Annotated in this window: 14 protein-coding genes and 1 tRNA gene; 2 read left to right on the top strand and 13 right to left on the bottom strand. The window is 74.8% G+C overall.

Features of this window, described 5'->3' with window-relative positions; translation table 11 throughout:
- Positions 1–69 precede the first annotated feature (69 nt).
- Positions 70–143: transfer RNA gene (locus tag ACIQWA_RS31565), tRNA-Thr, on the bottom strand.
- Between the two features lie 182 nt (positions 144–325).
- Between ACIQWA_RS31565 and leuE the strand changes: the two genes are divergently transcribed.
- A complete protein-coding gene (leuE, locus tag ACIQWA_RS31560) occupies positions 326–982 on the top strand; it encodes a leucine efflux protein LeuE (RefSeq protein WP_402488100.1) in 657 nt (218 codons plus the stop codon).
- A 16-nt stretch (positions 983–998) separates the two neighbouring features.
- Here the strand turns inward: leuE and ACIQWA_RS31555 are convergent, their stop codons facing one another.
- From ACIQWA_RS31555 to bldG, 11 genes are all read right to left on the bottom strand, one after another.
- Positions 999–2,702 (bottom strand): alpha/beta hydrolase, encoded by a 1,704-nt coding sequence (locus tag ACIQWA_RS31555; protein WP_402488098.1) that lies wholly within the window; start codon positions 2,700–2,702, stop codon positions 999–1,001.
- A 174-nt stretch (positions 2,703–2,876) separates the two neighbouring features.
- Complete coding sequence (locus ACIQWA_RS31550) at positions 2,877–4,127, bottom strand: hypothetical protein (RefSeq protein ID WP_402488096.1); 1,251 nt, start codon at positions 4,125–4,127, stop codon at positions 2,877–2,879.
- A 270-nt stretch (positions 4,128–4,397) separates the two neighbouring features.
- Entirely contained in the window at positions 4,398–5,609 is a 1,212-nt protein-coding gene (locus tag ACIQWA_RS31545) for a DNA polymerase III subunit delta' (RefSeq protein WP_402488269.1), read from the bottom strand.
- A 293-nt stretch (positions 5,610–5,902) separates the two neighbouring features.
- Positions 5,903–9,364, bottom strand: coding sequence for a dTMP kinase (gene tmk / locus ACIQWA_RS31540; protein WP_402488094.1), 3,462 nt, complete (start codon positions 9,362–9,364; stop codon positions 5,903–5,905).
- Between the two features lie 203 nt (positions 9,365–9,567).
- Positions 9,568–12,441, bottom strand: a complete 2,874-nt coding sequence (topA, locus tag ACIQWA_RS31535) for a type I DNA topoisomerase (protein WP_402488092.1) — start codon at positions 12,439–12,441, stop codon at positions 9,568–9,570.
- Between the two features lie 391 nt (positions 12,442–12,832).
- Positions 12,833–13,321: a DUF3592 domain-containing protein gene (locus ACIQWA_RS31530; protein ID WP_402488090.1), complete on the bottom strand. Its 489-nt coding sequence runs from the start codon at positions 13,319–13,321 to the stop codon at positions 12,833–12,835.
- A 250-nt stretch (positions 13,322–13,571) separates the two neighbouring features.
- Positions 13,572–15,104, bottom strand: coding sequence for a methyltransferase (locus ACIQWA_RS31525; protein WP_360226945.1), 1,533 nt, complete (start codon positions 15,102–15,104; stop codon positions 13,572–13,574).
- Positions 15,105–15,308: 204 nt separating this feature from the next.
- Positions 15,309–16,085, bottom strand: a complete 777-nt coding sequence (locus ACIQWA_RS31520) for a small secreted protein (protein WP_360226948.1) — start codon at positions 16,083–16,085, stop codon at positions 15,309–15,311.
- 228 nt (positions 16,086–16,313) lie between these two features.
- Entirely contained in the window at positions 16,314–16,682 is a 369-nt protein-coding gene (locus ACIQWA_RS31515) for a cyclophilin-like fold protein (protein ID WP_402488088.1), read from the bottom strand.
- A gap of 133 nt (positions 16,683–16,815) precedes the next feature.
- Positions 16,816–17,235, bottom strand: a complete 420-nt coding sequence (locus ACIQWA_RS31510; protein WP_360226954.1) for an ATP-binding protein — start codon at positions 17,233–17,235, stop codon at positions 16,816–16,818.
- 155 nt (positions 17,236–17,390) lie between these two features.
- On the bottom strand, positions 17,391–17,732 hold the full coding sequence (gene bldG / locus ACIQWA_RS31505; protein WP_188305076.1) for an anti-sigma factor antagonist BldG: 342 nt from the start codon (positions 17,730–17,732) through the stop codon (positions 17,391–17,393).
- Between the two features lie 230 nt (positions 17,733–17,962).
- Between bldG and ACIQWA_RS31500 the strand changes: the two genes are divergently transcribed.
- The gene (locus tag ACIQWA_RS31500; RefSeq protein ID WP_402488085.1) at positions 17,963–20,338 is read left to right on the top strand and encodes a DEAD/DEAH box helicase; all 2,376 of its coding nucleotides are present in this window, start codon (positions 17,963–17,965) and stop codon (positions 20,336–20,338) included.
- Here ACIQWA_RS31500 and ACIQWA_RS31495 read toward each other — a convergent pair.
- Positions 20,333–20,899 (bottom strand): Rv3654c family TadE-like protein, encoded by a 567-nt coding sequence (locus tag ACIQWA_RS31495; RefSeq protein WP_402488084.1) that lies wholly within the window; start codon positions 20,897–20,899, stop codon positions 20,333–20,335. The two genes, ACIQWA_RS31500 and ACIQWA_RS31495, sit on opposite strands and share 6 nt — an antisense overlap.
- Positions 20,900–20,914 lie beyond the last annotated feature (15 nt).

Below are 20,914 nucleotides of genomic sequence, written 5' to 3'. Positions count from 1 at the left end.
CCCGGCCTGCCAGCAGGCCGGGGAACAAGAAGGCCCGGTCAGCGCGCTGACCGGGCCTTCCACCTTCTGAGCCGCCTGCGGGATTCGAACCCGCGACCTACGCATTACGAGTGCGTTGCTCTGGCCAACTGAGCTAAGGCGGCACCGCTGCCACGTGTGGTGGCAACGCGGGTCAGTCTACACAGGTTCGCAGGTGATCCGTAGCCGGGGCGGTGGGGCTGGGGTGGGGGTGGGGCAGGGGTGGATGGTTTTCGCTTCAATCGATCGCCGGTGCGACGTTACGATGAGCGCCCCCCTGCCAGCCCTCCCCACTCCCGGAGCCACCGTGTTCGGTGTCAACGACCTGGCGACGTACGTCCTCGGCGCCCTCGTCATCATTCTGCTGCCCGGCCCCAACTCGCTGTACGTGCTGTCGGTCGCCGCCCGCAAGGGCGTCCGGACCGGGTACCGGGCGGCGGCGGGGGTGTTCGTCGGCGACCTCACGTTGATCAGCCTGACCTCGCTGGGGGCGGCCTCGTTGTTGAAGGCCAACCCGGCGGTGTTCGCGGTGGTGAAGTTCGGCGGTGCCGCCTACCTGCTGTGGATCGGGTTCGGGATGCTGCGGGCGGCCCGCCAGCTGTGGCGCGAGCGCCGGGCGGAGGCCGATCCGGCGGGTGGTGCGGAGGCGGTGGAGGAGGCGGGTGAGCGGCCGTTCCGGCGGGCGCTGGTGATCAGCCTGCTGAACCCGAAGGCGATCCTGTTCCTGCTGTCGTTCTTCACCCAGTTCGTCGACCCGTCCTACGGGCAGCCGGTGCTCTCCTTCGCGCTGCTGGGCGGGATCCTGCAGAGTTTCAGCATGCTGTACCTCTCGCTGCTGATCTTCGCGGGCACCACGCTGGCGACGGCCTTCCGTCGCCGCCGGCGCCTGTCCGCGACCCTGACCAGCGGTGTCGCCGTCCTGTTCGCGGGCTTCGCCGCGAAGCTGGCGGTCTCCTCCGCCTGAGCGCGGGTCCACCGGGCTACCGGTCGCAGCGCTTGCCCTGTTCCGGTGCCTCCCCGGTGAGCAGGAAGTGGTCGACCGCGCCGTCGACGCAGCTGCTGTGCCGCCCGTACGCGGTGTGGCCGTCGCCGTCGTAGGTGAGCAGGCGGCCGGATTCCAGCTGTCCGGCCAGTGCGCGGGCCCACTCGTAGGGGGTGGCCGGGTCGCGGGTGGTGCCGATGACGACGATCGGGGCGGCACCGGCGGCGCGGATGGTGTGGGCCGCGCCGGTGGCCCGGACGGGCCAGTAGGCGCAGGTCAGGGCCATCCAGGCCATGTCGCGGCCGAAGTGCGGCGAGGCGCGTTCGAAGTCCGGCACCGCCCGCTGGACGTCCTCGGGCGAGCGGAACGGCGCGGGCAGGTCGAGGCAGTTGACCGCCGTGTTGGCGAACATCAGGTTGGGGTAGGAGCCGTCCGCCTCACGCCCGTAGTAGGCGTCGGAGAGCTTGAGCAGCCCGGTGCCGTCGCCGGCCTTGGCGTCGGTGAGCGCGGTGCGCAGCTTGGGCCACAGGAACTCGGCGTACATGGCCTGGACGACGCCGGTGGTGGCCTGGGCCTCGGTGAGCCGGCGTCCGTTGTCGGTGCTGGGCAACGGGTGGGCGTGGACGGTCGCGAGCAGGGCGGTGAGCTGGTCGCCGACCTGCTGTTCGGTGCGGCCGAGCGGGCAGTCCTCGCGCTTGGCGCAGTCCACGGCGAAGGCGGCCCAGGCGGTCTCGAAGCCGCCGGCCTGGGTGCGGTTGCCGGTGACGGAGTCGAGCGCCGGGTCCATGGCGCCGTCCAGCACCACCCGGCCGACCCGGCTCGGGAACAGGCCCGCGTAGGTGGCGCCGAGGAAGGTGCCGTACGACTTTCCGACGAAGTTCAGCCGCTCGTCGCCGAGCAGGGCGCGCAGCACGTCCATGTCGCGGGCGGACTCGACGGTGCTGAGGTGGCCGAGCGCGGCCCCGGCCTGCCGGCGACAGCCTTCGGCGAACTCCTTGTCGACGGCGACCAGCGCGTCGACCGCCCCCTGGTCGCCGGGGGCCAGGTCGGCGGCGGTGAAGGCGTCCATCCGCTCACCGTTCAGGCAGCTGACCGGGTTGCTGCGGCCGACCCCGCGCGGGTCGAGGCCGACCAGGTCGTACCGGGCGCGCACCGTGCGGTCGTACGTCCCGGCGACGGCCTCCAGGTACTCGACCGCCGAGCCGCCGGGGCCGCCCGGGTTGAGCAGCAGCGATCCCGCCCGGGAGGTGTCTCCGGCGCCGCCGGGGTCGCCGGGCCGGGCGGCGGCGCGGGCGGCCGACAGGGTGAGCTCGCCGTCACCGGGGCGGTCGTAGTCCATCGGGACCCGGAAGGTGGCGCACTCGAAGCCGCCGTCGCACGACTGCCAGGCCGGGTGCTGTGCGTAGTACGGCGCGAGCGCGGCGGGGACGGCTGCGGGCAGCGGCTCCAACGGGGTGGCTGCGACGCCGGCACCGTCACCGGCACCACCGGCCCGCGCACTCGCCCCCGCACCGGCACCCGCATCCGCACCGGTCGAGTCGGAGGAGGCCTGCCCGGGCGCACCGGAGGCACCGGACGCACCCGACGCACCGTTCCCGCCGGCCGGCCCCGAGGAACCCCGGCCGCACCCGCCCGCCGAAGCCGCCAGCAGCCCGACCGCGAGCACCACCGCAACCGCCCGCAACCGCGCGAAGCCCCTCATCCGCTTCCTCTCCACCCACCACTCCGGGGCCACTCCGAGCCCGCCGGGACCACTCCGAGCCCACTCCGAGAAACGCACGCGAACGAAGAAACACCGCTGCCCGGCACCCACCCCGGGCACCGGGCAGCGTAACGCCGGCTCGGCCGGCGCTCACGACGCCCCGACCAGCGTCGCTCAGGAAGCCTTGGCCAGCGCCTCGGCCAGGAACTGCGCCGCCTGACGGACCAGTCGCAGCCGCTCCCGGTCCACCGAGTAGTCCTGCACGTTGTCCGAGATCCGCACCTCCGCCTTGGCCGCCGGGCCCGGAGCGGCCTTGAGCGAGGCCTGCAGCTTGCGGGCCGCGTCGAGCCCGGCGGCGTCGCCCTTGGCGGCGGCGAGCAGCAGCTTGGCCGCGCTGCCCGCCGGGGCCTCGGCGCCGGTCTGGGTGAGCGCGGCGGTGTCGTAGCGGCCGGAGACGGCGGCGGCCGCGCCGTACAGGTCCGGCCGGGAGAGCCCGGCCGCGGCCGCGCACGGCGCGCCGCCGTCGACCCCGAGGGTGCCCCAGGAGGCCGGGCCGGGCGGGAGGGTGCGGAAGGAGGCGGCGATGGTGGTGCGCAGGGCCGCGTCGTCGGCGACGGCGGCCGGGGCGGCGGCGACCAGTTCGCAGGGGTGCGCGGTGCCGTTCGGCGCCTCGGGGGCGACCAGGATGAACGGGCGGGCGCGGCCGGCCTGCAGGGCGGCACCGACGCCCTCGAAGACGTCCGGGACCTCGGCGTCCGCGGTCTTGCGCGGGGTGGCGGCGTGCATCACGACGACCGGGAAACGCGCGTTGGGCTCCTTGGCGTACTGCGCGGGCAGCCAGACCCGGACGTTGCGCGGCTTCCCGTCGGGGCCGAGCACGGCGGACTGCAGCAGCTCGCCGCCGCCCGGGTGCCCGACGCTGTCGAAGCGGCTGACCACGGCGGGGGCGGCCGCCGACGCCGTGGCACCCGCCGCACCCGCACCGGCCGCACCCCCCGCGCCCGCCGCACCCGCTGAACCAGGAGCCGCCGCCGCACCCGCCCCAGCAGCCGACTCGGTGGCAGCGGGCGGTGCCGCCTGCTGTCGGCCCGCCGCACCCGCTGCCCCCGCCGCCCCCGCCGCGGAGCCCGACCAGGCCCCGGCGGCGGCCGCGTCGACGGCCGATCCGGTCCGGTCCGTCGGGGAGGAGGTGTCGCGCCCCAGACCGCCGAACGCCCCGAGCGCGGTCAGCAGCGTCAACGCGGTGACGCACACCCCGCAGACCATCGCCCCGCCCGCCCGGACCAGCATCGGCCACCGGTCACCCGCCAGCTCGTAGGTCGCGGCGGACTGCAGGTCGCGCCAGCGCTGGAGCGCACCGCGCGCCAGCCAGAGTCCGCCGAGGGCAGCAGCCAGCAGGGGAATGACGAGGAGCGGACGAACCACGGAACGCACCACCTCGGGACGAGGGCCGGCGCCGGACCGGACCCGGTGCCGTGCGGGGGGGCGACCGCTCCGGCGGCGGACCCTCCCGACGGGGAGGACCGGGGGTACGGCCGGGCGCAGTCGGCCCCCAGCGTGCACAACGGGCACGCCGTCACACGCGGGTGTGCCCGGCGAGTATCGCCCGTTCACTCGAAGGTGGGACGCCGGGCCGGTCCCCGGCGCCTCCGGGCGGCGTACGGGCCCTGCTCCACCCCCGGCCGGGACCGCCCCTCAGCCCGCCCTCAGCGCCATCGTCATCGCCTCGACCGCCAGCAGCGGGTCCACGTTGCGGTCCAGCGCCACCCGGCAGGCGAGCACCGCCTCGATCCGGCGCAGGGTGTTCTCGGCCGTCCCGTCCTGGGCGACCCGGTTCAGCGCCTGCCGCTGGTCCTCGTTGGCGAGCGCACCGGTGGAGCCGAGCTGGATCGCCAGCACATCCCGGTAGAACCCGAGCAGGTCGAGCAGCGCGACCCCGAGCGTCTCCCGGCGGGTGCGGGTGGCCCGGCTCTTCTGCCGCTTCTCCAGCTCCTTGACGGCCCCGGCCATGCCGCGCGGCGCCTTGCTGCCCTCGGCGGCGCCGTAGGCGGCCTTGAGGTCGTCGGTCTCCTTGGTGTCCTGGGTCTCGGCGAGGGCCTCGGCGTCGGCTTTGGCGGTGTCGACCAGGCGCTGGGCGGCGGTCAGGCAGCCGCCGATGTCGGCGACCTCCAGCGGGATCCGCAGCACCTCCGCCCGGCGGGTGCGGGCCTGCTCGTCCACGGCGAGGCGGCGGGTGCGCTCGATGTCGCCCTGGCCGGCGAGCGCGGCGAGCCGGGCGGTCTCCGGGTCCACGCCGTCGCGGCCGACCAGCATGTCGGCGACCGCCTCGGCGGCGGGCGTGCGCAGCACCAGCAGGCGGCAGCGCGAGCGGATGGTCGGCAGCACGTCCTGGACGGAGGGGGCGCAGAGCAGCCAGACGGTGCGCGGGGACGGCTCCTCCACGCCCTTGAGCAGCGCGTTGGCGGCGGCCTCGGTGAGCCGGTGGGCGGCGTCCACCAGGATCACCGACCAGCGGCCGCCGGTCGGGTAGCTGGAGGCGCGCAGGACCAGGTCGCGCATGTCGCCGACGCCGATGGACAGGCCGTCCGTCCGCACGTACTTGACGTCGGCGTGGCTGCCGGCCAGCACGGTGTGGCAGCCGTCGCAGAACCCGCAGCCGGGCGTGCCGCCCAGTGCGAGGTCGGGGCTGGTGCACTGGAGGGCGGCGGCGAAGGCGCGCGCGGCGGTGACCTGCCCGGCACCGGGCGGGCCGGTGAACAGCCAGGCGTGCGTCATCAGGGAGGCGTTCCCGCCCTGGTCGGCGGCGGCGCCGCGACCGGCCTCGACCGTCGCCCAGGCCGCCCGGGCCGCGGCGGTCAGCTGGTCGACCACCCGATCCTGGCCCACCAGGTCGTCCCAGACGGCCACAGCTGCTCCCAAGCTCCGTACGGCAGCGCGCCAGGCGCCGATTCCCCGCCGTCGAGCATACGTCTCCGCTCCGACAGCCACTGCTCCGTCCGAGGCCCACCGGGCCGCGCACCACGGCCGAACCACGGCCGAACCAGCGCCGGACCCCAGCCAAACCACAGGCGGACGACAGACGGACCACATCCGACAGCCGCCCGCCCCCGGTACGACGACGGGCGGCGCCACCCGGGGGGGGCTCCCCCGGTACGACACCGCCCGTCCTTCGACCGGCCGTCAGACCTCCCGGCCCGCGCTCAGCTGCGCCGGCCCCAGCGCCGGCCCTTGCCCTTGCCGCCGTCCTCGCCGCGGCCGTCCCCGCCACTGCGGCCGGAGTCGTCCGGGTCGCCGGCGTGGTCCCAGCGCGCCCACTCGTCCCGCGAGCCGAGCAGCGTGTCGGTGAGGCTCGGCAGGTCGTCCATCGGCGTCTCCTCGGCCCAGTCCGGCCTCGGCCGCTCGGCGGTGGACTGCGACTCGCCGGACTGCGACTCGCCGGACTGCGACTCGCCGAACTGCGGCTCTCCGGCCTGCGGCGCGCCGGACTGCGGAACCACCGGCAGCTCACGGGTGCTGTCCACCGGCTCGCCGGGACGCCCCGGACCGACCCGCGGCAGCACAGCCGTCTCGTCCACGGCGGGAACCCGCGGCAGCACGGCCGTCTCGTCCGCCGCCGGCACCTTCGGCAGCACCGCGGTCTCGTCGACGGCCGGCACCTTCGGCAGCCTGGCGGTCGCCTCAGCCGCGTTCGCACTGTCTGCGGCCTTCGCAGCCTTCGCAGCCTTCGCGGCCTCAGCCGCCTCCGCCGCCCGGACGGCCGCCTGCCGGTCGCGCAGCGTCAGCTCCCGCGTCGCCTCGTCGCCGATGCCGTCCGCCGCGTCCCGAGAAGTGTCCCGAGGCACGTCCCGAACCGCCCGAAGCTCCGCCGTCGCCGCATCCCCGACAACCGGCGCACCAGCCCCACCGACACCCGCCGCACCCGCCACACCCGCCGCACCCGCCGCAGCGGCCCGGTCCGAAGCCGTCTCCGCCGCCGCAGCCGCAGCCGCGAGCGCGGCGGCCTGCGCCAGCCGGGCCTCCTCGGCCCGCTGCAGCGCCTCCTCCGCCCGGCGCCGCTGCTCCTCGCGCGCCAGCTCCCGCTGCCGCTGGAGCTCGGCCTGGGCAGCCGCCTCGTCGGCGATCCGCTTCCGTTCGGCGGCCTCCGCGGCCAGCCGGGCCTCCTCCTCCGCCCGACGGCGAGCCTCTTCCTCCGCCCGGCGACGGGCCGCTTCCTCGGCCCGACGGCGGGCCTCCTCCTCGGCCTTGCGCCGCGCCTCGGCGGCGACCCGTTCGGCCTCCTCCTTGGCCAGCCGCTCCTGCTCGGCCTGCTCGGCCCGCAGCTGCGCCAGCACCTCCTGGCGCTTGCGCTCGGCGGCCTCCTCCTCGGCCTTCTTGCGGGCCTCCTCGGCGGCGCGCCGCTCGGCCTCCTCCCTGGCCAGCCGCTCCTGCTCGGCGCGGGCGGCCTTCTCCTGCTCGGAGAGCGGCAGCTCGCGGTCGAGCCGGTGGCGGATGGCGGTGGTGACGAAGCCGGGGGCCTGGCTGCCGTCCACCACGAGGTAGCGCGCCGGGTCGGCGGCCGCGAGGGCGAGGAAGCCGGCCCGGACCCGCTGGTGGAACTCGGTGGGCTCGGATTCCAGCCGGTCGAGCGCCTCGGTGAAGCGCTCCCGGGCCCGGGTGGGGTCGACGTCCAGCACCACGGTGAGGTCGGGCAGCAGCCCGCCGGTCGCCCAGCGGGAGATCCGGGCGACCTCGGTGGCGGCCAGGTCGCGCCCGGCGCCCTGGTAGGCGATGGAGGAGTCCATGTACCGGTCGGTGATCACCACGGCGCCGCGGGCGAGGGCCGGCCGGATGACGTTCTCGACGTGCTCGGCGCGGTCGGCCGCGTAGATCAGCGCCTCGGCGCGGTGCGACAGGCCGGTGTTGCCGACGTCCAGGACGAGGCCGCGCAGCCGCTGGCCGACCGGGCTGCCGCCGGGCTCGCGGGTGAGCACGACCTCGTGCCCCTTGCCGCGGATCCACTCGGCGAGCGCCTGGGCCTGGGTGGACTTGCCGGCGCCGTCGCCGCCCTCCAGGGCGATGAAGTAGCCGGTGCCGGTGCCCCGGTGCGGCACCGGGCCGCTGCCGCCGCGGACGGCGTCGACCAGGTCCCGGCCGAACGGCACGGTGCCGCGCCGGTCGTCGGTGCGCAGCAGCACGACGGCGGCGAGGACGAGGGTGAGCAGCCCCGCGGTGGCGACGGCGAGGGCGCCGCCGCCGTGGATGAAGGTGAACGAGCCGGGCTCGACGGTGCCGTACTCGACGTCCCCGTAGCCGGCGGCGATCAGCGGGACGACGACCAGCGCGGCGGCGACCACGGCCCGCAGCACCGCGTACAGGTGCTCGGTGACCTTGGGCAGCCTGGCCTCCTCGACCTCCTGGGCGAGCAGGCCCCGCCCGGCGGAGACGACGATCCCGGCGGTCAGTCCGGCCAGCACGGTGAGCAGCAGGACCAGCACGAAGTCCAGCACCAGCCCGGCCAGGATCAGCGCGACGCCCTCGGCGAGCAGCGCCAGCGCGAGCAGCCGGCGGCGGGAGAGCGAGGGCAGGGTGGCCCGGGTGAGCCGGGCGCCCAGCGCGGGGGCACCGGCCGCGGCGAGCACGACCAGGCCGTAGCCGATCGGCCCGGCCCGGTGCTCGGCGGCGGTGAGCAGCGCCAGGGCGGCGACGCCCGCCATCGAGGCGTAGCCGGCCGCGACGGCGAAGGTGAAGTACGGGGCGCTGCCGGTGCGGCCCTTGCTCAGGGCGGGGCCGGGGGCCGCGTCGGTGGGGGCGCGCAGGCCGGTCAGCGGCGAGTGCGGGGCGACGGCCACGGGGCCGCCGGGCAGCTGCTGGAGGTGGCTGCGGACGGCCGCGGCGGCGAACAGGCCGGCCGCGCCGAGGGCCGCGAAGGTCAGCTGGTGGGCGCGCAGCCAGTCCGAGCCGAGCGCCGCGCCGACGTTGTTGAGCAGGGTGAACGCGACCAGTCCGACGGCGCCGAGCGGCACGGTGACCCAACCGGTGAACCGGTCGATGCTCCGGACGGTGTCCAGGTTGGCGGCGGCCGGCCGCTGCTCGGGGGCCGGGGCGTACGGGTTGGCCGGCGGCAGCAGGCCGGGGACGGCGACGGCCCGGGCGATCCCCCGGACCCGCTCGGCCGCACCGGTGAGGAACACGGTGGCGAGCAGCACGTACGTGGCCCCGCCGGAGGGCTTGGGGCCGGAGCCCAGCCAGACCGTCCACCAGGGCGCGAGCCCGATCAGCAGGGCGCTCAGCGCGTCGGAGCCGACCAGCGTCCAGCGCCGGTCGAGCTTGCCGGCGACCAGCTGGTGCACCGGCTCCAGCAGCGCCACGCCGACCAGCCCGGTGGCCGCCACCCGGACGGCGAGGACGGCCGCCACGGCGAAGGCGAGGCTGCGCGGCAGGTCGCCGAGCTGCCCGCCCTGGGCGACGGCGATCACGGTGAGCGCGAGCAGCACCAGCAGCCCGAGCCGGTCGGCGGTACCGCCGATCAGCTGGGTGGTCCACAGGCGCCGGTAGGGCCTGGTCCGCAGCAGCGCCCGGGCCCGCTCCACCGGGGTTCCGGCGGGCGCGACCTCGGGCAGGTCGGGCCCGGTGGCTCCGGCGGCCGGGGCGGCGCTGGGGGTGGGCTGCTCCTCGCTCGTCATACGGTCAGCGTAGCGGGCCGGGCTTTGCCCGATCGGGACGAACGGGGTTCCGGTTCGCCCTCATCACCGGCCTGTGACGATCCCTGCACAGAGCTCGGGCCCGCGCCCCCCGGTGGGGGACGCGGGCCCGGCGCCGCCGTCTTGCTACCGCCGGACCGCTGCCCGGCCGTCGCCCGGCTGCCCTCGGACTGCCGCCCGGCGGATCAGCCCTCGTCGGTGGCGGTGGCCTTGGCGGCCGCGGTCTTCTTCGCGGCCGTCTTCTTCGCCGCCGCCGTCTTGGTGGCGGTGGTGGTCTTCTTCGCCGCCGTCTTCTTGGCGGCGGTCTTGGTCGCCGTCGCCTTGGCGGTGGTCGTCTTCTTGGCCGCTGCCTTCTTCGCCGGGGCCTTCTTGGCCGCCTTCTTCACCGGCCCGCGCGCCCGCTTCTCGGCGAGCAGCTCGTAGCCGCGCTCCGGCGTGATGGTCTCGACGTCGTCGTCCTTGCGCAGCGTGGCGTTGGTCTCGCCGTCGGTCACGTACGGGCCGAAGCGGCCGTCCTTGACCACCACCGGGCGCTCGGAGACCGGGTCGGTGCCCAGCTCCTTGAGCGGCGGGGCGGCCGCGGCACGACCGCGCTGCTTGGGCTGGGCGTAGATCGCCAGCGCCTCGTCGAGGGTGATCGTGAAGAGCTGGTCCTCGCTGGTGAGCGAACGCGAGTCCGTACCGCGCTTGAGGTACGGGCCGTAGCGGCCGTTCTGCGCGGTGATCTCGGCGCCCTCGGCGTCGGTGCCGACCACGCGCGGCAGCGAGAGCAGCCGCAGCGCGTCCTCCAGGGTGACGGTGTCCAGCGACATCGTCTTGAACAGCGAGGCGGTGCGCGGCTTGACGGCGTTCTTGCCGGTCTTGGGCGTGCCCTCGGGCAGGATCTCGGTCACGTACGGGCCGTAGCGGCCGTCCTTGGCGACCAGCATGTTGCCGCTGACCGGGTCCGGACCGAGCTCGAAGTCGCCGCTGGGCTTGGCCAGCAGCTCCTCGGCCAGCTCGACGGTCAGCTCGTCCGGCGGCAGCTCGTCCGGGATGTCGGCGCGCTGGCCGGGCTCGCCCTCGACGGTGGAGGCACGCTCGACGTACGGGCCGTAGCGGCCGACCCGAAGGGTGATGTCGTCGCTGATCCGGAACGAGCTGATCTCCCGGGCGTCGATCGCGCCGAGGTCGGTGACCAGTTCCTTGAGGCCGCCCAGGTGGTCGCCGTCGCCGTTGCCGGCCTCGGCGGCAGCACCGGCCGCGCCCTCGCCCTCGCCCTCACCGAAGTAGAAGCGCTTGAGCCACGGCACGGACTTCGCCTCACCGGCGGCGATCCGGTCGAGGTCGTCCTCCATCCTCGCGGTGAAGTCGTAGTCGACCAGCCGGCCGAAGTGCTTCTCCAGCAGGTTGACCACGGCGAAGGAGAGGAAGGACGGGACGAGCGCCGTGCCCTTCTTGAACACGTACCGGCGCTGGATGATCGTGTCGATGATCGACGCATAGGTGGAGGGGCGGCCGATCTCGCGGTCCTCCAGCTCCTTGACCAGCGAGGCCTCGGTGTAGCGGGCCGGCGGCTTGGTGGCGTGGCCCTCCGGGGTGATCCGCTCGGCGGCCAGCGGGTCGCCCTGGGCGACCTGCGGCAGCCGGCGCTCGCGGTCGTCGAGCTCGGCGTTCGGGTCGTCGGCGCCCTCGACGTAGGCCTTGAGGAAGCCGTGGAAGGTGATGATCTTGCCGGAGGCGGAGAACTCGACGTCCCGGCCGTCGGCGGAGGCGCCGCCGACCCGGACGGTGACGGACTGGCCGACCGCGTCCTTCATCTGGGAGGCGACGGTGCGCATCCAGATCAGCTCGTACAGCTTGAAGTCGTCGCCGCTCAGACCGGTCTCGGCGGGGGTGCGGAAGCGGTCGCCGGAGGGGCGGACGGCCTCGTGCGCCTCCTGGGCGTTCTTGACCTTGCTGGCGTAGGTGCGCGGGGCGTCCGGCAGGTAGTCGGCGCCGTACAGCTGGGTGACCTGCGCGCGGGCGGCGGTGACGGCCGTCTCCGACAGCGTGGTCGAGTCGGTGCGCATGTAGGTGATGAAGCCGTTCTCGTACAGCTTCTGGGCCACCTGCATGGTCCGCTTGGCGCCGAAGCCCAGCTTGCGGCTGGCCTCCTGCTGGAGCGTGGTGGTGCGGAACGGCGCGTACGGCGAGCGGCGGTACGGCTTGGACTCGACGCTGCGGACGCTGAACGCGGTCTGCTCCAGGGCGGCGGCCAGCTGGCGCGCGGCCTGCTCGTCCAGGTGCAGGGTGTTGGTGCTGCCGGCCTTGAGCCGGCCGTCCGAGCCGAAGTCGCGGCCGCTGGCGATCCGCTTGCCGTCGACCGAGGCCAGCCGCGCGCCGAAGGTCTCCGGGTTGGCGGCGTCGGCCGGGGTGCGACCGGTGCCGAAGGTGCCGACCAGGTCCCAGTACGAGGCGGAGCGGAAGGCCATCCGCTCGCGCTCGCGCTCGACCACCAGACGGGTCGCCACCGACTGCACCCGGCCCGCCGACAGCTTCGGCATGACCTTCTTCCACAGCACCGGCGAGACCTCGAAGCCGTAGAGGCGGTCGAGGATGCGGCGGGTCTCCTGGGCGTCGACCAGGCGCTGGTTCAGCTCGCGCGGGTTGGCCACGGCCTCCTGGATCGCCGCCTTGGTGATCTCGTGGAACACCATCCGGTGCACCGGCACCTTGGGCTTGAGGACCTGCTGGAGGTGCCACGCGATGGCCTCGCCCTCGCGGTCCTCATCGGTGGCCAGGAAGAGTTCGTCGGACTCCGCCAGGAGCGACTTCAACTTGCTGACCTGGGACTTCTTGTCCGCGTTGACCACGTAGATGGGGGCGAAGTCGTGATCGACGTCCACCCCGAGGCGGCGCACCTCGCCGGTGTACTTGTCCGGCACCTCGGCCGCGGTGCTGGGCAGGTCGCGGATGTGCCCGACGCTCGCCTCGACGATGTAGCCGGGGCCAAGGTAGCCCTTGATCGTCTTCGCCTTGGCCGGCGACTCGACAATGACGAGTCGCTGTCCGTGCGCGGTCTCGCTGCTCGGGGACACCTTCGCTCTTCTCTCCCGGTCCTTATGTGGCTGGTCGGCGCTGGCAGCACGGGCTGCGCTCCGCCCGACCCCTCCACCGTCCCGGGGTCGCCACTGCACGACACCCCACCAGCGGAGTGTGACCGTACCCCGGCCACCCTTGTCAAACGGACGGATCCCGCTGTTTCGCTTGCCGCGCTCACCGACGCCACTCGAACGGTAACCCGATGACGGAGGTTCGCGCCCCGTGGAGGGGGGGCTTCGGCAGGTTCCGGAGGATGGAATGACGGATTTCAAGATCTGTCAACGGAAAATCGGCGCGCATGCGGTATCGCGCTCTCCGGATCGCGCCGGACCCGGGTCGGCGGATCGGTGGGACCGACCGACGGACCGGGGGGGACTGCTCGCCCCCTCAGCGGCCGATCGCCGCCAGCAGCCCGGCCCCCGCCCCCAGGCACGCCACCCCCAGGGCGCACCACAGCAGGTCGACGACCGCCGCCCGGCCGATCTCCCCGGCCGCCAGCACGGCCCGGCGGGGGCGGTACGGGTCGTAGCAGATCCGCACCGGGGTTCCGGGCGCGAACCGCTCCGGACGGCGCAGTGGGGTGTGCCCGCGCGGCCGGGTGAGCACGAGTTCCGCGATCCGGCCGGAACCGGACCCGGACCCCGTTCCGGTCCCGGACCCGGATCCGCTGACTGCCGGCCGCACGGAGAAGGAGAGCAGCGGCGAGCTGTCCAATCGGCCGTGCACGTCCTTCTCGGCGACGACGGTCGCCACCACCGGAATCCCCGAGCGGCGCACCCGGTGGCGAAGGCGCACTTCGGCGGCGCACCAGAGCAGCAGCGCGCCACCGAAGAGGGCGAGCACCAGCCCGCCGACGGTCGCCGTCGTCGTGTCCACCCCTGGCCCCCGGCTCCCCGACTCTGTCCACAGCCTGTGGACAGAGCCTCACAGCACCCGACCAACGGCGGGCAGCCGAACGGGGACCACCGGACGAACCAGGGGGTACGGGAGGGTGAACCGGAGGGTGCCGGGGCGGCGTTCTACCGAACGGGGCAGGCACTCACGGACCGGTTCCCGCCCACCGGTTCCCACCCACCGGCTTTCACCGCACCGGCTTTCACGGCACCGGCTTTCACGGCACCGGCTTTCACCGCACCGGGTCGATGAACCCCTGCTCGGTCAGCAGCCGGAGCGACTCCGGCACCCGGTCCCGCAGCACCACCCGGTCCTCGCCCAGCAGTTGCGCGATGGCGTCCACGATCTCGCCCGCCGACAGCGTCCCGTCGCACACCCCGACGAACCCGGCGCCGACCGTGTCCACCTTGGTGGCCCGCCGCATGCCCCGGTTGTGCCGCAGCACCACGTGCTCCGGGTCCTCCGCTCCCGGCGCACCGACCTGCTCCTGGACCACGTCGTCGGCCAGCACGTAGCGGGCCGCGAGCAGGCCCGCGTCGTCGTGCGAGCGCAGGAAGTCCTGCCGGCCGAACCACTCGTCGATGTGCGGACCGAGCGGCTGCTCCACCGGGTGCGGCCACTCCTCCACCCGCACGGTCGGACGCTCGGCGCCGCCCGCCCGCAGGGTGATCCAGCCCATCCCGATGCCCTCGACCCGGCCCGCCTCGAAGGCGTCCAGCCACTCGCCGTACCGGGCCTGGTAGTCACCGCCCGGACCGCGGTGGTCACCGCCGTCGCGCAGCCACAACTCAGCGTACTGGGCCACGTCCTGGACCTCGCGCTGGACCACCCAGGCGTCCAGTCCGGTGCCCGCCACCCAGCCGGCCAGCCGCTCCTGCCAGTCCTCGCCCCTGACGTGCTGCCAGTTGGCGAGCAACTGGCAGTAGCCGCCCGGCTCCAGGTGGTCGGCGGCCGACCGCACCAGGCTGCGGCACAGGTCGTCCCCGGCCATGCCGCCGTCACGGTAGGTGAACCGGCCGCCGGGCGAGATCACGAACGGCGGGTTGGAGACGATCAGGTCGAACTTCCGCTCCCCGACCGGCTCGAAAAGGCTGCCGGTGAGCACCTCGGTGTTGTCGAACCCGGACAGCGCCAGGGTCAGTTCGGTGAACCGCAGCGCACGGGGGTTGAGATCGGTGGCGGTGACGCTCCCGGCGTGCCGGGCCGCGTGCAGCGCCTGCACGCCGGAGCCCGAACCGAGGTCCAGCGCCGCCCGGACGGGCCGGCGCACGGTGATGTTGGCCAGCGTGGTGGACGCCCCGCCGACCCCCAGCACCAGGTCCTTGCGGGCCACCCCGTGCGCGGTCTCACCGGAGCCGATCCCACCCGCGCCACCGACCGCGCACCCCAGGTCGGACACCACCCAGGCGTCCGAACTGGGCATCCCGGCAACCTCGTTGGCGTACGGCCGGACGTCCACGGTGGCGCGCACCAGGTCCCCGTCCGGGCGCAGCCAACCGTCCGCCAGGCAGTCCTCCACCGGCAGCGCGGCGGCGGCCGCCTGGTACGGCACCGGCTGCTGCAGCAGGAAGAGCCGCACCAGCGTCTCCAGCGGGCTGCCGCCCCGCGTCGCGCGCAGCGCCGGGACGGCCTCACTGCGGGCCAACGCCGCGTAGCCGGTGGGCCCCAGGAGGTCCAGGCACCCATCGGCGGTGAACGAGGCGGCCAGCAGCGCCTCGCGCAGCTTGGCCAGGCGGGTCGGGTCGAGAACGGGGCTACTGATCACCCCGCCATTGTCCCCCGGCTCGCCCCACCCCGGCCCCACCGGCCCGCCGACCCCACGCCCGCCGACCCCACCGGGAGCGCGGACCTGCCCCCACGCCCCCGCCGGCGGCCGCCGCGCCCCACCGGACGCACCAGGACGTCGGGTGGGGCTGCGGCCCGGGCCTCGGGCAGGACCTCGGGCAGGACCTCGGGCCGGGGCCTCGGCTCAGCTCGCGCTGGGTGCCGGGGTGGCCGGGGCCGAGGACGAAGCCGGGGCGGCCGGGGTGGTGGCGCCCGCCGAGGGGGTGGCCGACGGGCTCGCGCTGTCCGTTCCGCCCGGCGCGGGGGTGCCGCTGGGGGCACCCGCCGAGGGGGTGGCGCCGGCGCTCGGACTGGCGCCCGCTCCGGGGGTGGCAGTGGAGCCACCGGCGTTGCCGCTCGCCCCGGCACCCGGGGTGGCCTGGGAGGGCTTGCACCCCTCCTGCTTGGCCATCGCCTTGCCGAGATCCCCGCTCGCCAGCTTGCTCTGCGCCTGGGTGGACAGCGAGGACAGCCGGCGCAGCTGGTCGCCGACGCTGTTCAGCCCGTCCGCGAACTTCGCCTGGTCGTCGGTGGCCAGGGCGTCCAGCTTCTTCTGGACGTCCAGGTAGCCGTCGGCCGCCTTCTTCAACTCGTCGACGGTGTCCTTCTGCAGGGCGGCACCGTTGTCCACCTTGGGCGCACCGGCGGCGTCGATCGCGGCCGCGATGTCCTGGTTGGTCTTGCCCAGTCGCCCGATGTCCGCCGACAGCCGCTTCCGCAGGTCGGCCGGGGACTCGCCGGTCTTCACCTGGGCGGTGTCGGCGAGCGCGACCTGCGACTGGGCGATCGGGTCCTTGGCCGCGCCGCAGACGTTCGACGCCCAGGAGTCCAGCTGCTTGCTGTTGTCGTCGCTGCCGCAGCCGACGGCGCCGAACGCGAGCAGCACGCCGAGGGCGGGTACGGCCAGCAGTCGCTTGTTCACCGGGAGGAGCCTTTCGGTTTCGGTCGTCTTCGGTCGTCGAACCTACACGGCCGTCACCGACCGTCCGGTTCCCGGCTGCCCGGCTCCCGTCCCTCCCGACCCCGAACTCCCGCCCCACGCACGGCGACCGGACCCCGGCCCTCGGCCCGGCCCGTCCCGGCGCTCAGGATCCCGGCCCGGCCCGTCCCGGCGCTCAGGCCCGCTCGATCCCGCCGCGGCCCCAGCCGGTCAGGCCCGCTCGACCCGGATCGGATCGCCCGGTCGCACGGTACGCAGCACCCTGGCATCGCCGTCCAGCAGGCCGAGGACGTTGCAGGGACTGGCCAGCCGGCACTCCCCGTCCTGCGAGATCGGGGTCGGTCCGTACGGCAGCGCGAGGCTGTCGCCGTCGGTCCAGTACGCGACCGTGCCCGGCTCGACCACCTGCCGGGCTCCGTCCTCGCGCGGCACGCTCACGGGCGTGCCGAAGTAGACCTCCTCGCCCCAGGTGCTGGCCGTGGAACTGATCGGCAGCTCGGCCCAGAGCGCTTCGGTGGTGGGGGTGGCCGCCAGCGTGGCGGTGGCCTGCCCGGCCGGCCACAGGATGCGGATCCGCATGTGCTTCCTCTTCCGCGACGAGGTCCGGTCGATGACCGGACCCGGTCGTGCCGGGAGCAGCGAACCGCCGGGCCGCACGCCGTGTCAACGGGTGCCCGGAGTGTGGGCACCCGCAGGGCGCACCCGGGTGAGGTCAGACCGCGACGGAGGGGACCGAAACCGGCCAGCTCATCCGGATCACGCCGCCGTCGGCGCCGTTGGTGACCTCCAGGTCCTCGACCAGACCGGTGATCACGGCGAGGCCCAGGGTGTCCTCGTCCGGGTCGCCGCCCTCGGCGGCACCGGCGGACGGGACGGTGGCGGGGCCGGCCTCGTCCTCGACCTCGATGAGGAAACGCTTCTCCTGGTCGGTCAACGCGACCCGGACCGTGCCGCCGATCCCACCGCGCTGGTGCAGACCGACCGCGCGGGAGCACGCCTCACCGACCGCGAGCCGTACCTCGTCGAGCACCGACTCGTCGACCCCGGCCCGTCTGGCGACGGCCGCGGCGACCAGCCTGGCCGTCCGCACGTGCTCGGGAAGCGCGCTGAATCGAAGTTCGACGGTTGCCATCTCTCCCCCTCGGGGTACTCCGGCCGGGGCCGGCGATGCGGCCCCGCGGACCGGCTGGACCGGCCCTGATACGCCGGGGAACGGGGGCCGCACAGGCCCCCGCGCCCCGGACGTGTGGAACGGGCGGGCCGGCCGCACGGGCCGGCCCGGACGCGTCAGTCGGTCGCGGCGACCGCGTCGTCCACCGAGGTGTGGATCGGGAAGACCTTGGTCAGACCGGTGATCCGGAAGATCTTGAGAATGCGCTCCTGGTTGCACACCAGGCGCAGCGAGCCCTCGTGGGCACGCACCCGCTTCAGACCGCCCACGAGCACGCCGAGGCCGGTCGAGTCGAGGAAGTCGACGCCCTCCATGTCGACGACGAGGTGGTACTTGCCGTCGTTGACGAGCTCGACCAGCTGCTCACGCAGCTTCGGGGCGGTGTACACATCGATCTCGCCGCCAACCTCGACGACCGTACGATCGCCGACTGCACGGGTCGACAGGGACAGGTCCACGGAACCTCCAGCACCTTGCCTTGCTACGTCATGTGCGATCCTCGGCCGGACGGCCGCCACCGCATGGTCGCGAGCCCGGGCACGCCAAGCCAACAAGCCAACGCGTGGCAAGCCTCAGCGCTGCGACCCACGGCCATACGGCCGTCACGGCCACATTCAACCACCTGCGACCATGACCGCACGATGGCTTACGACGATTCTCCGTCACGCCGGTGACACACTGGGTCCTCATGCCGCCCCGACACAGCCTGCCCGAGGCACTGCTCACGACCCTGTCCACCAGTCGGGGGCGGGCCGACCGGCTCACCCATACGGAGCACCTTCCCGCCCGACCTGCGCGTTATTCGCCCTGGCCCGACTCGATCCGACCGGAGATCGTCGCCGCCGCGGCGGACGTCGGGGTGGAACAGCCCTGGGCGCACCAGGCAGAAGCGATGAACCTGGCCAAAAGCGGCCAGACTGTGGTGATCGCCACAGGCACCGCCTCGGGCAAGTCGCTGGGCTACCTGGCGCCGGTCCTCAGCGACCTGCTGGAGGGCACCGAGGCCCGCAACGGCCGCGGCGCCACCGCGCTCTACCTGGCCCCGACCAAGGCGCTCGCCGCCGACCAGCGCCGCCGCGCCGCCGAACTCGCCCCGCCGAGGGTCCGGGCCGCCCTGTACGACGGCGACACCCCGCCCGAGGAACGCGAGTGGGTCCGCCAGTACGCCTCCTACGTGCTCACCAACCCGGACATGCTGCACCGGGGCATCCTGCCCGCGCACGCCCGCTGGTCCTCCTTCCTCAAGGTGCTGCGGTACGTGGTCGTCGATGAGTGCCACAGCTACCGGGGGGTGTTCGGCTCCCACGTCGCCCAGGTGCTGCGGCGGCTGCGCCGCCTCTGCGCCCGTTACGGTTCGTCACCCACCTTCCTGCTCGCCTCCGCCACCACCGCCGACCCGGCCGTCACCGCCCGGCGCCTGACCGGCCTGCCCGCGGTGGCCGTCACCGAGGACGCCTCGCCGCGCGGCCCGATGGTCTTCGGCCTCTGGGAGCCGCCGCTGACCGAGAACGTCGGAGAGCACGGCGCCCCGGTGCGCCGCACCGCCACCACCGAGGCCGCGCACCTCCTGACCGACCTGGTCGAACGGCAGACCCGCACCGTCGTGTTCGTCCGCTCCCGGCGCGCCGCCGAACTCGTCGCCCTGCAGACCCAGGACCAGCTCGGCCGACCGCTCGCCGACCGGGTGGCCGCCTACCGCGGCGGCTACCTCGCCGACGAACGCCGCGCCCTGGAGCGCGACCTGCACTCCGGCCGACTGCTCGGACTCGCCTCCACCTCCGCCCTCGAACTCGGCGTCGACATCTCCGGCCTCGACGCCGTCCTGATGGCCGGCTACCCCGGCACCCGCGCCTCGCTCTGGCAGCAGGCAGGCCGGGCCGGCCGGGAGGCCCAGGGCGCGCTGGCCATCCTGATCGCCCGCGACGACCCGCTGGACACCTACCTGGTGCACCACCCCGAGGCGCTGTTCTCGACACCCGTCGAAGCCACCGTGCTCGACCCCGACAACCCGCACGTACTCGCCCCGCACCTGTGCGCGGCCGCCGCCGAACTCCCGCTCACCGACGCCGACCTGGAGCTGTTCGGACCCTCCACCGCACCGCTGCTGCCGGTGCTGGAACGGCGCGGCCTGCTGCGCCGGCGCACCGACGGCTCCTGGTACTGGACCCGCCGGGAGCGCGCCGCCGACGCCGTCGACCTGCGGGGCAGCGGCGGCAGCCCGGTGCAGATCGTCGAGGCCGACACCGGCCGCCTGCTCGGCACCGTGGACGCCGCGGCCGCCCACACCACCGTCCACACCGGGGCCGTCCACCTCCACCAGGGCCGTACCTACCTGGTCCGGGAGCTCGACCTGGAGGACTCGGTCGCCCTGGTCGAACCGGCCGACCCGCCGTACACCACGGCCGCCCGTGACATCACCTCCATCTCCGTCCTCGACACCGACACCACCGTCCACTGGGGCGAGGGCCGGCTCAGCTTCGGCTCGGTGGAGGTGGTCAACCAGGTGGTCGGCTACCTCCGGAAGCGGATCTCCACCGGGGAGATCATGGGCGAGAGCAAGCTCGACCTCCCGCCCCGCACCCTGCGCACCCGCGCCGTCTGGTGGTCCGTCACCGAGGACCAACTGCTCGACGCGGACCTGCCGCTCGACCGGCTGCCGGGCGCCGCCCACGCCGCGGAACACGCCTCGATCGGGCTGCTGCCGCTGTTCGCCACCTGCGACCGGTGGGACATCGGCGGCGTCTCCGTCCCGTTGCACCCCGACACCGGGCTGCCCACGGTGTTCGTCTACGACGGCCACCCGGGCGGGGCCGGCTTCGCCGAACGCGGCTTCCAGCGCGCCGTCGAGTGGCTCACCGCCACCCGCGAGGCGATCGCCTCCTGCGAGTGCGAGCGTGGCTGCCCATCCTGCGTCCAGTCGCCCAAGTGCGGCAACGGGAACGACCCGCTGGACAAGACGGCCGCCGTCCGGCTGCTGGACGTCCTGCTGGCCGGAGCGCCCGGAGCGGCTCCCGCGGCGGGCCCCGCGGCGGACCCGGAGGGCGGAACACCGGCCGGATCATGAGGCCACCACCCCGCCCGGGGCCGTAGGCGCGCTGGAGGCGGACGGCGGGCCGGAGGCCGTGGGCGGGCCAGGGGCTGCAGGCGCACCGCTCGGGGTCCCGCCCAAGGTGCCGGGACCGCCTGGACCGCCGGGACCGCCCGGGCTGTCCCGCGCCTCGCCGAGGCCGTCCTCGGCCGCGGTGACCGGGGCCCGCACCGGTCCGGCGCGCGACCTCGCCCGCGCCGGACCGACCGGCAGCCGCCGCGGAAGCCCACCGACCGGCACCTCGGCCACCACTTCGACGGCGTCCGCGAAGCGGTCCACCGCGCAGGACACCAGCGCGGCACCCTGCGCCGCCGCGATCCCGACGGCCCGGGCGCAGCCGCCGTCCGGGTCCAGCAGCAGCCGGTCCGCGGCCGCGAGGGCCGCGAGGTCCGCTGCCGACTCGGCCCGGTGCCGAGCGGCCACCACCGTGCCGACCGCGACCGTCGCCGCGAAGACCGCTGTCCCCAGCATCGCCAGGGCGAGCAGCCAGACCGTCGCCGAGCCCGTGTCCGCCCGGTGCCCGCGCCCGCCCGGCACGGCCGCCCGAGCGCT

The organism is Kitasatospora sp. NPDC098652 (genome assembly GCF_044760155.1).
GTDB lineage: Bacteria > Actinomycetota > Actinomycetes > Streptomycetales > Streptomycetaceae > Kitasatospora.
This window is presented reverse-complemented; position numbering and strand designations above follow the sequence as displayed.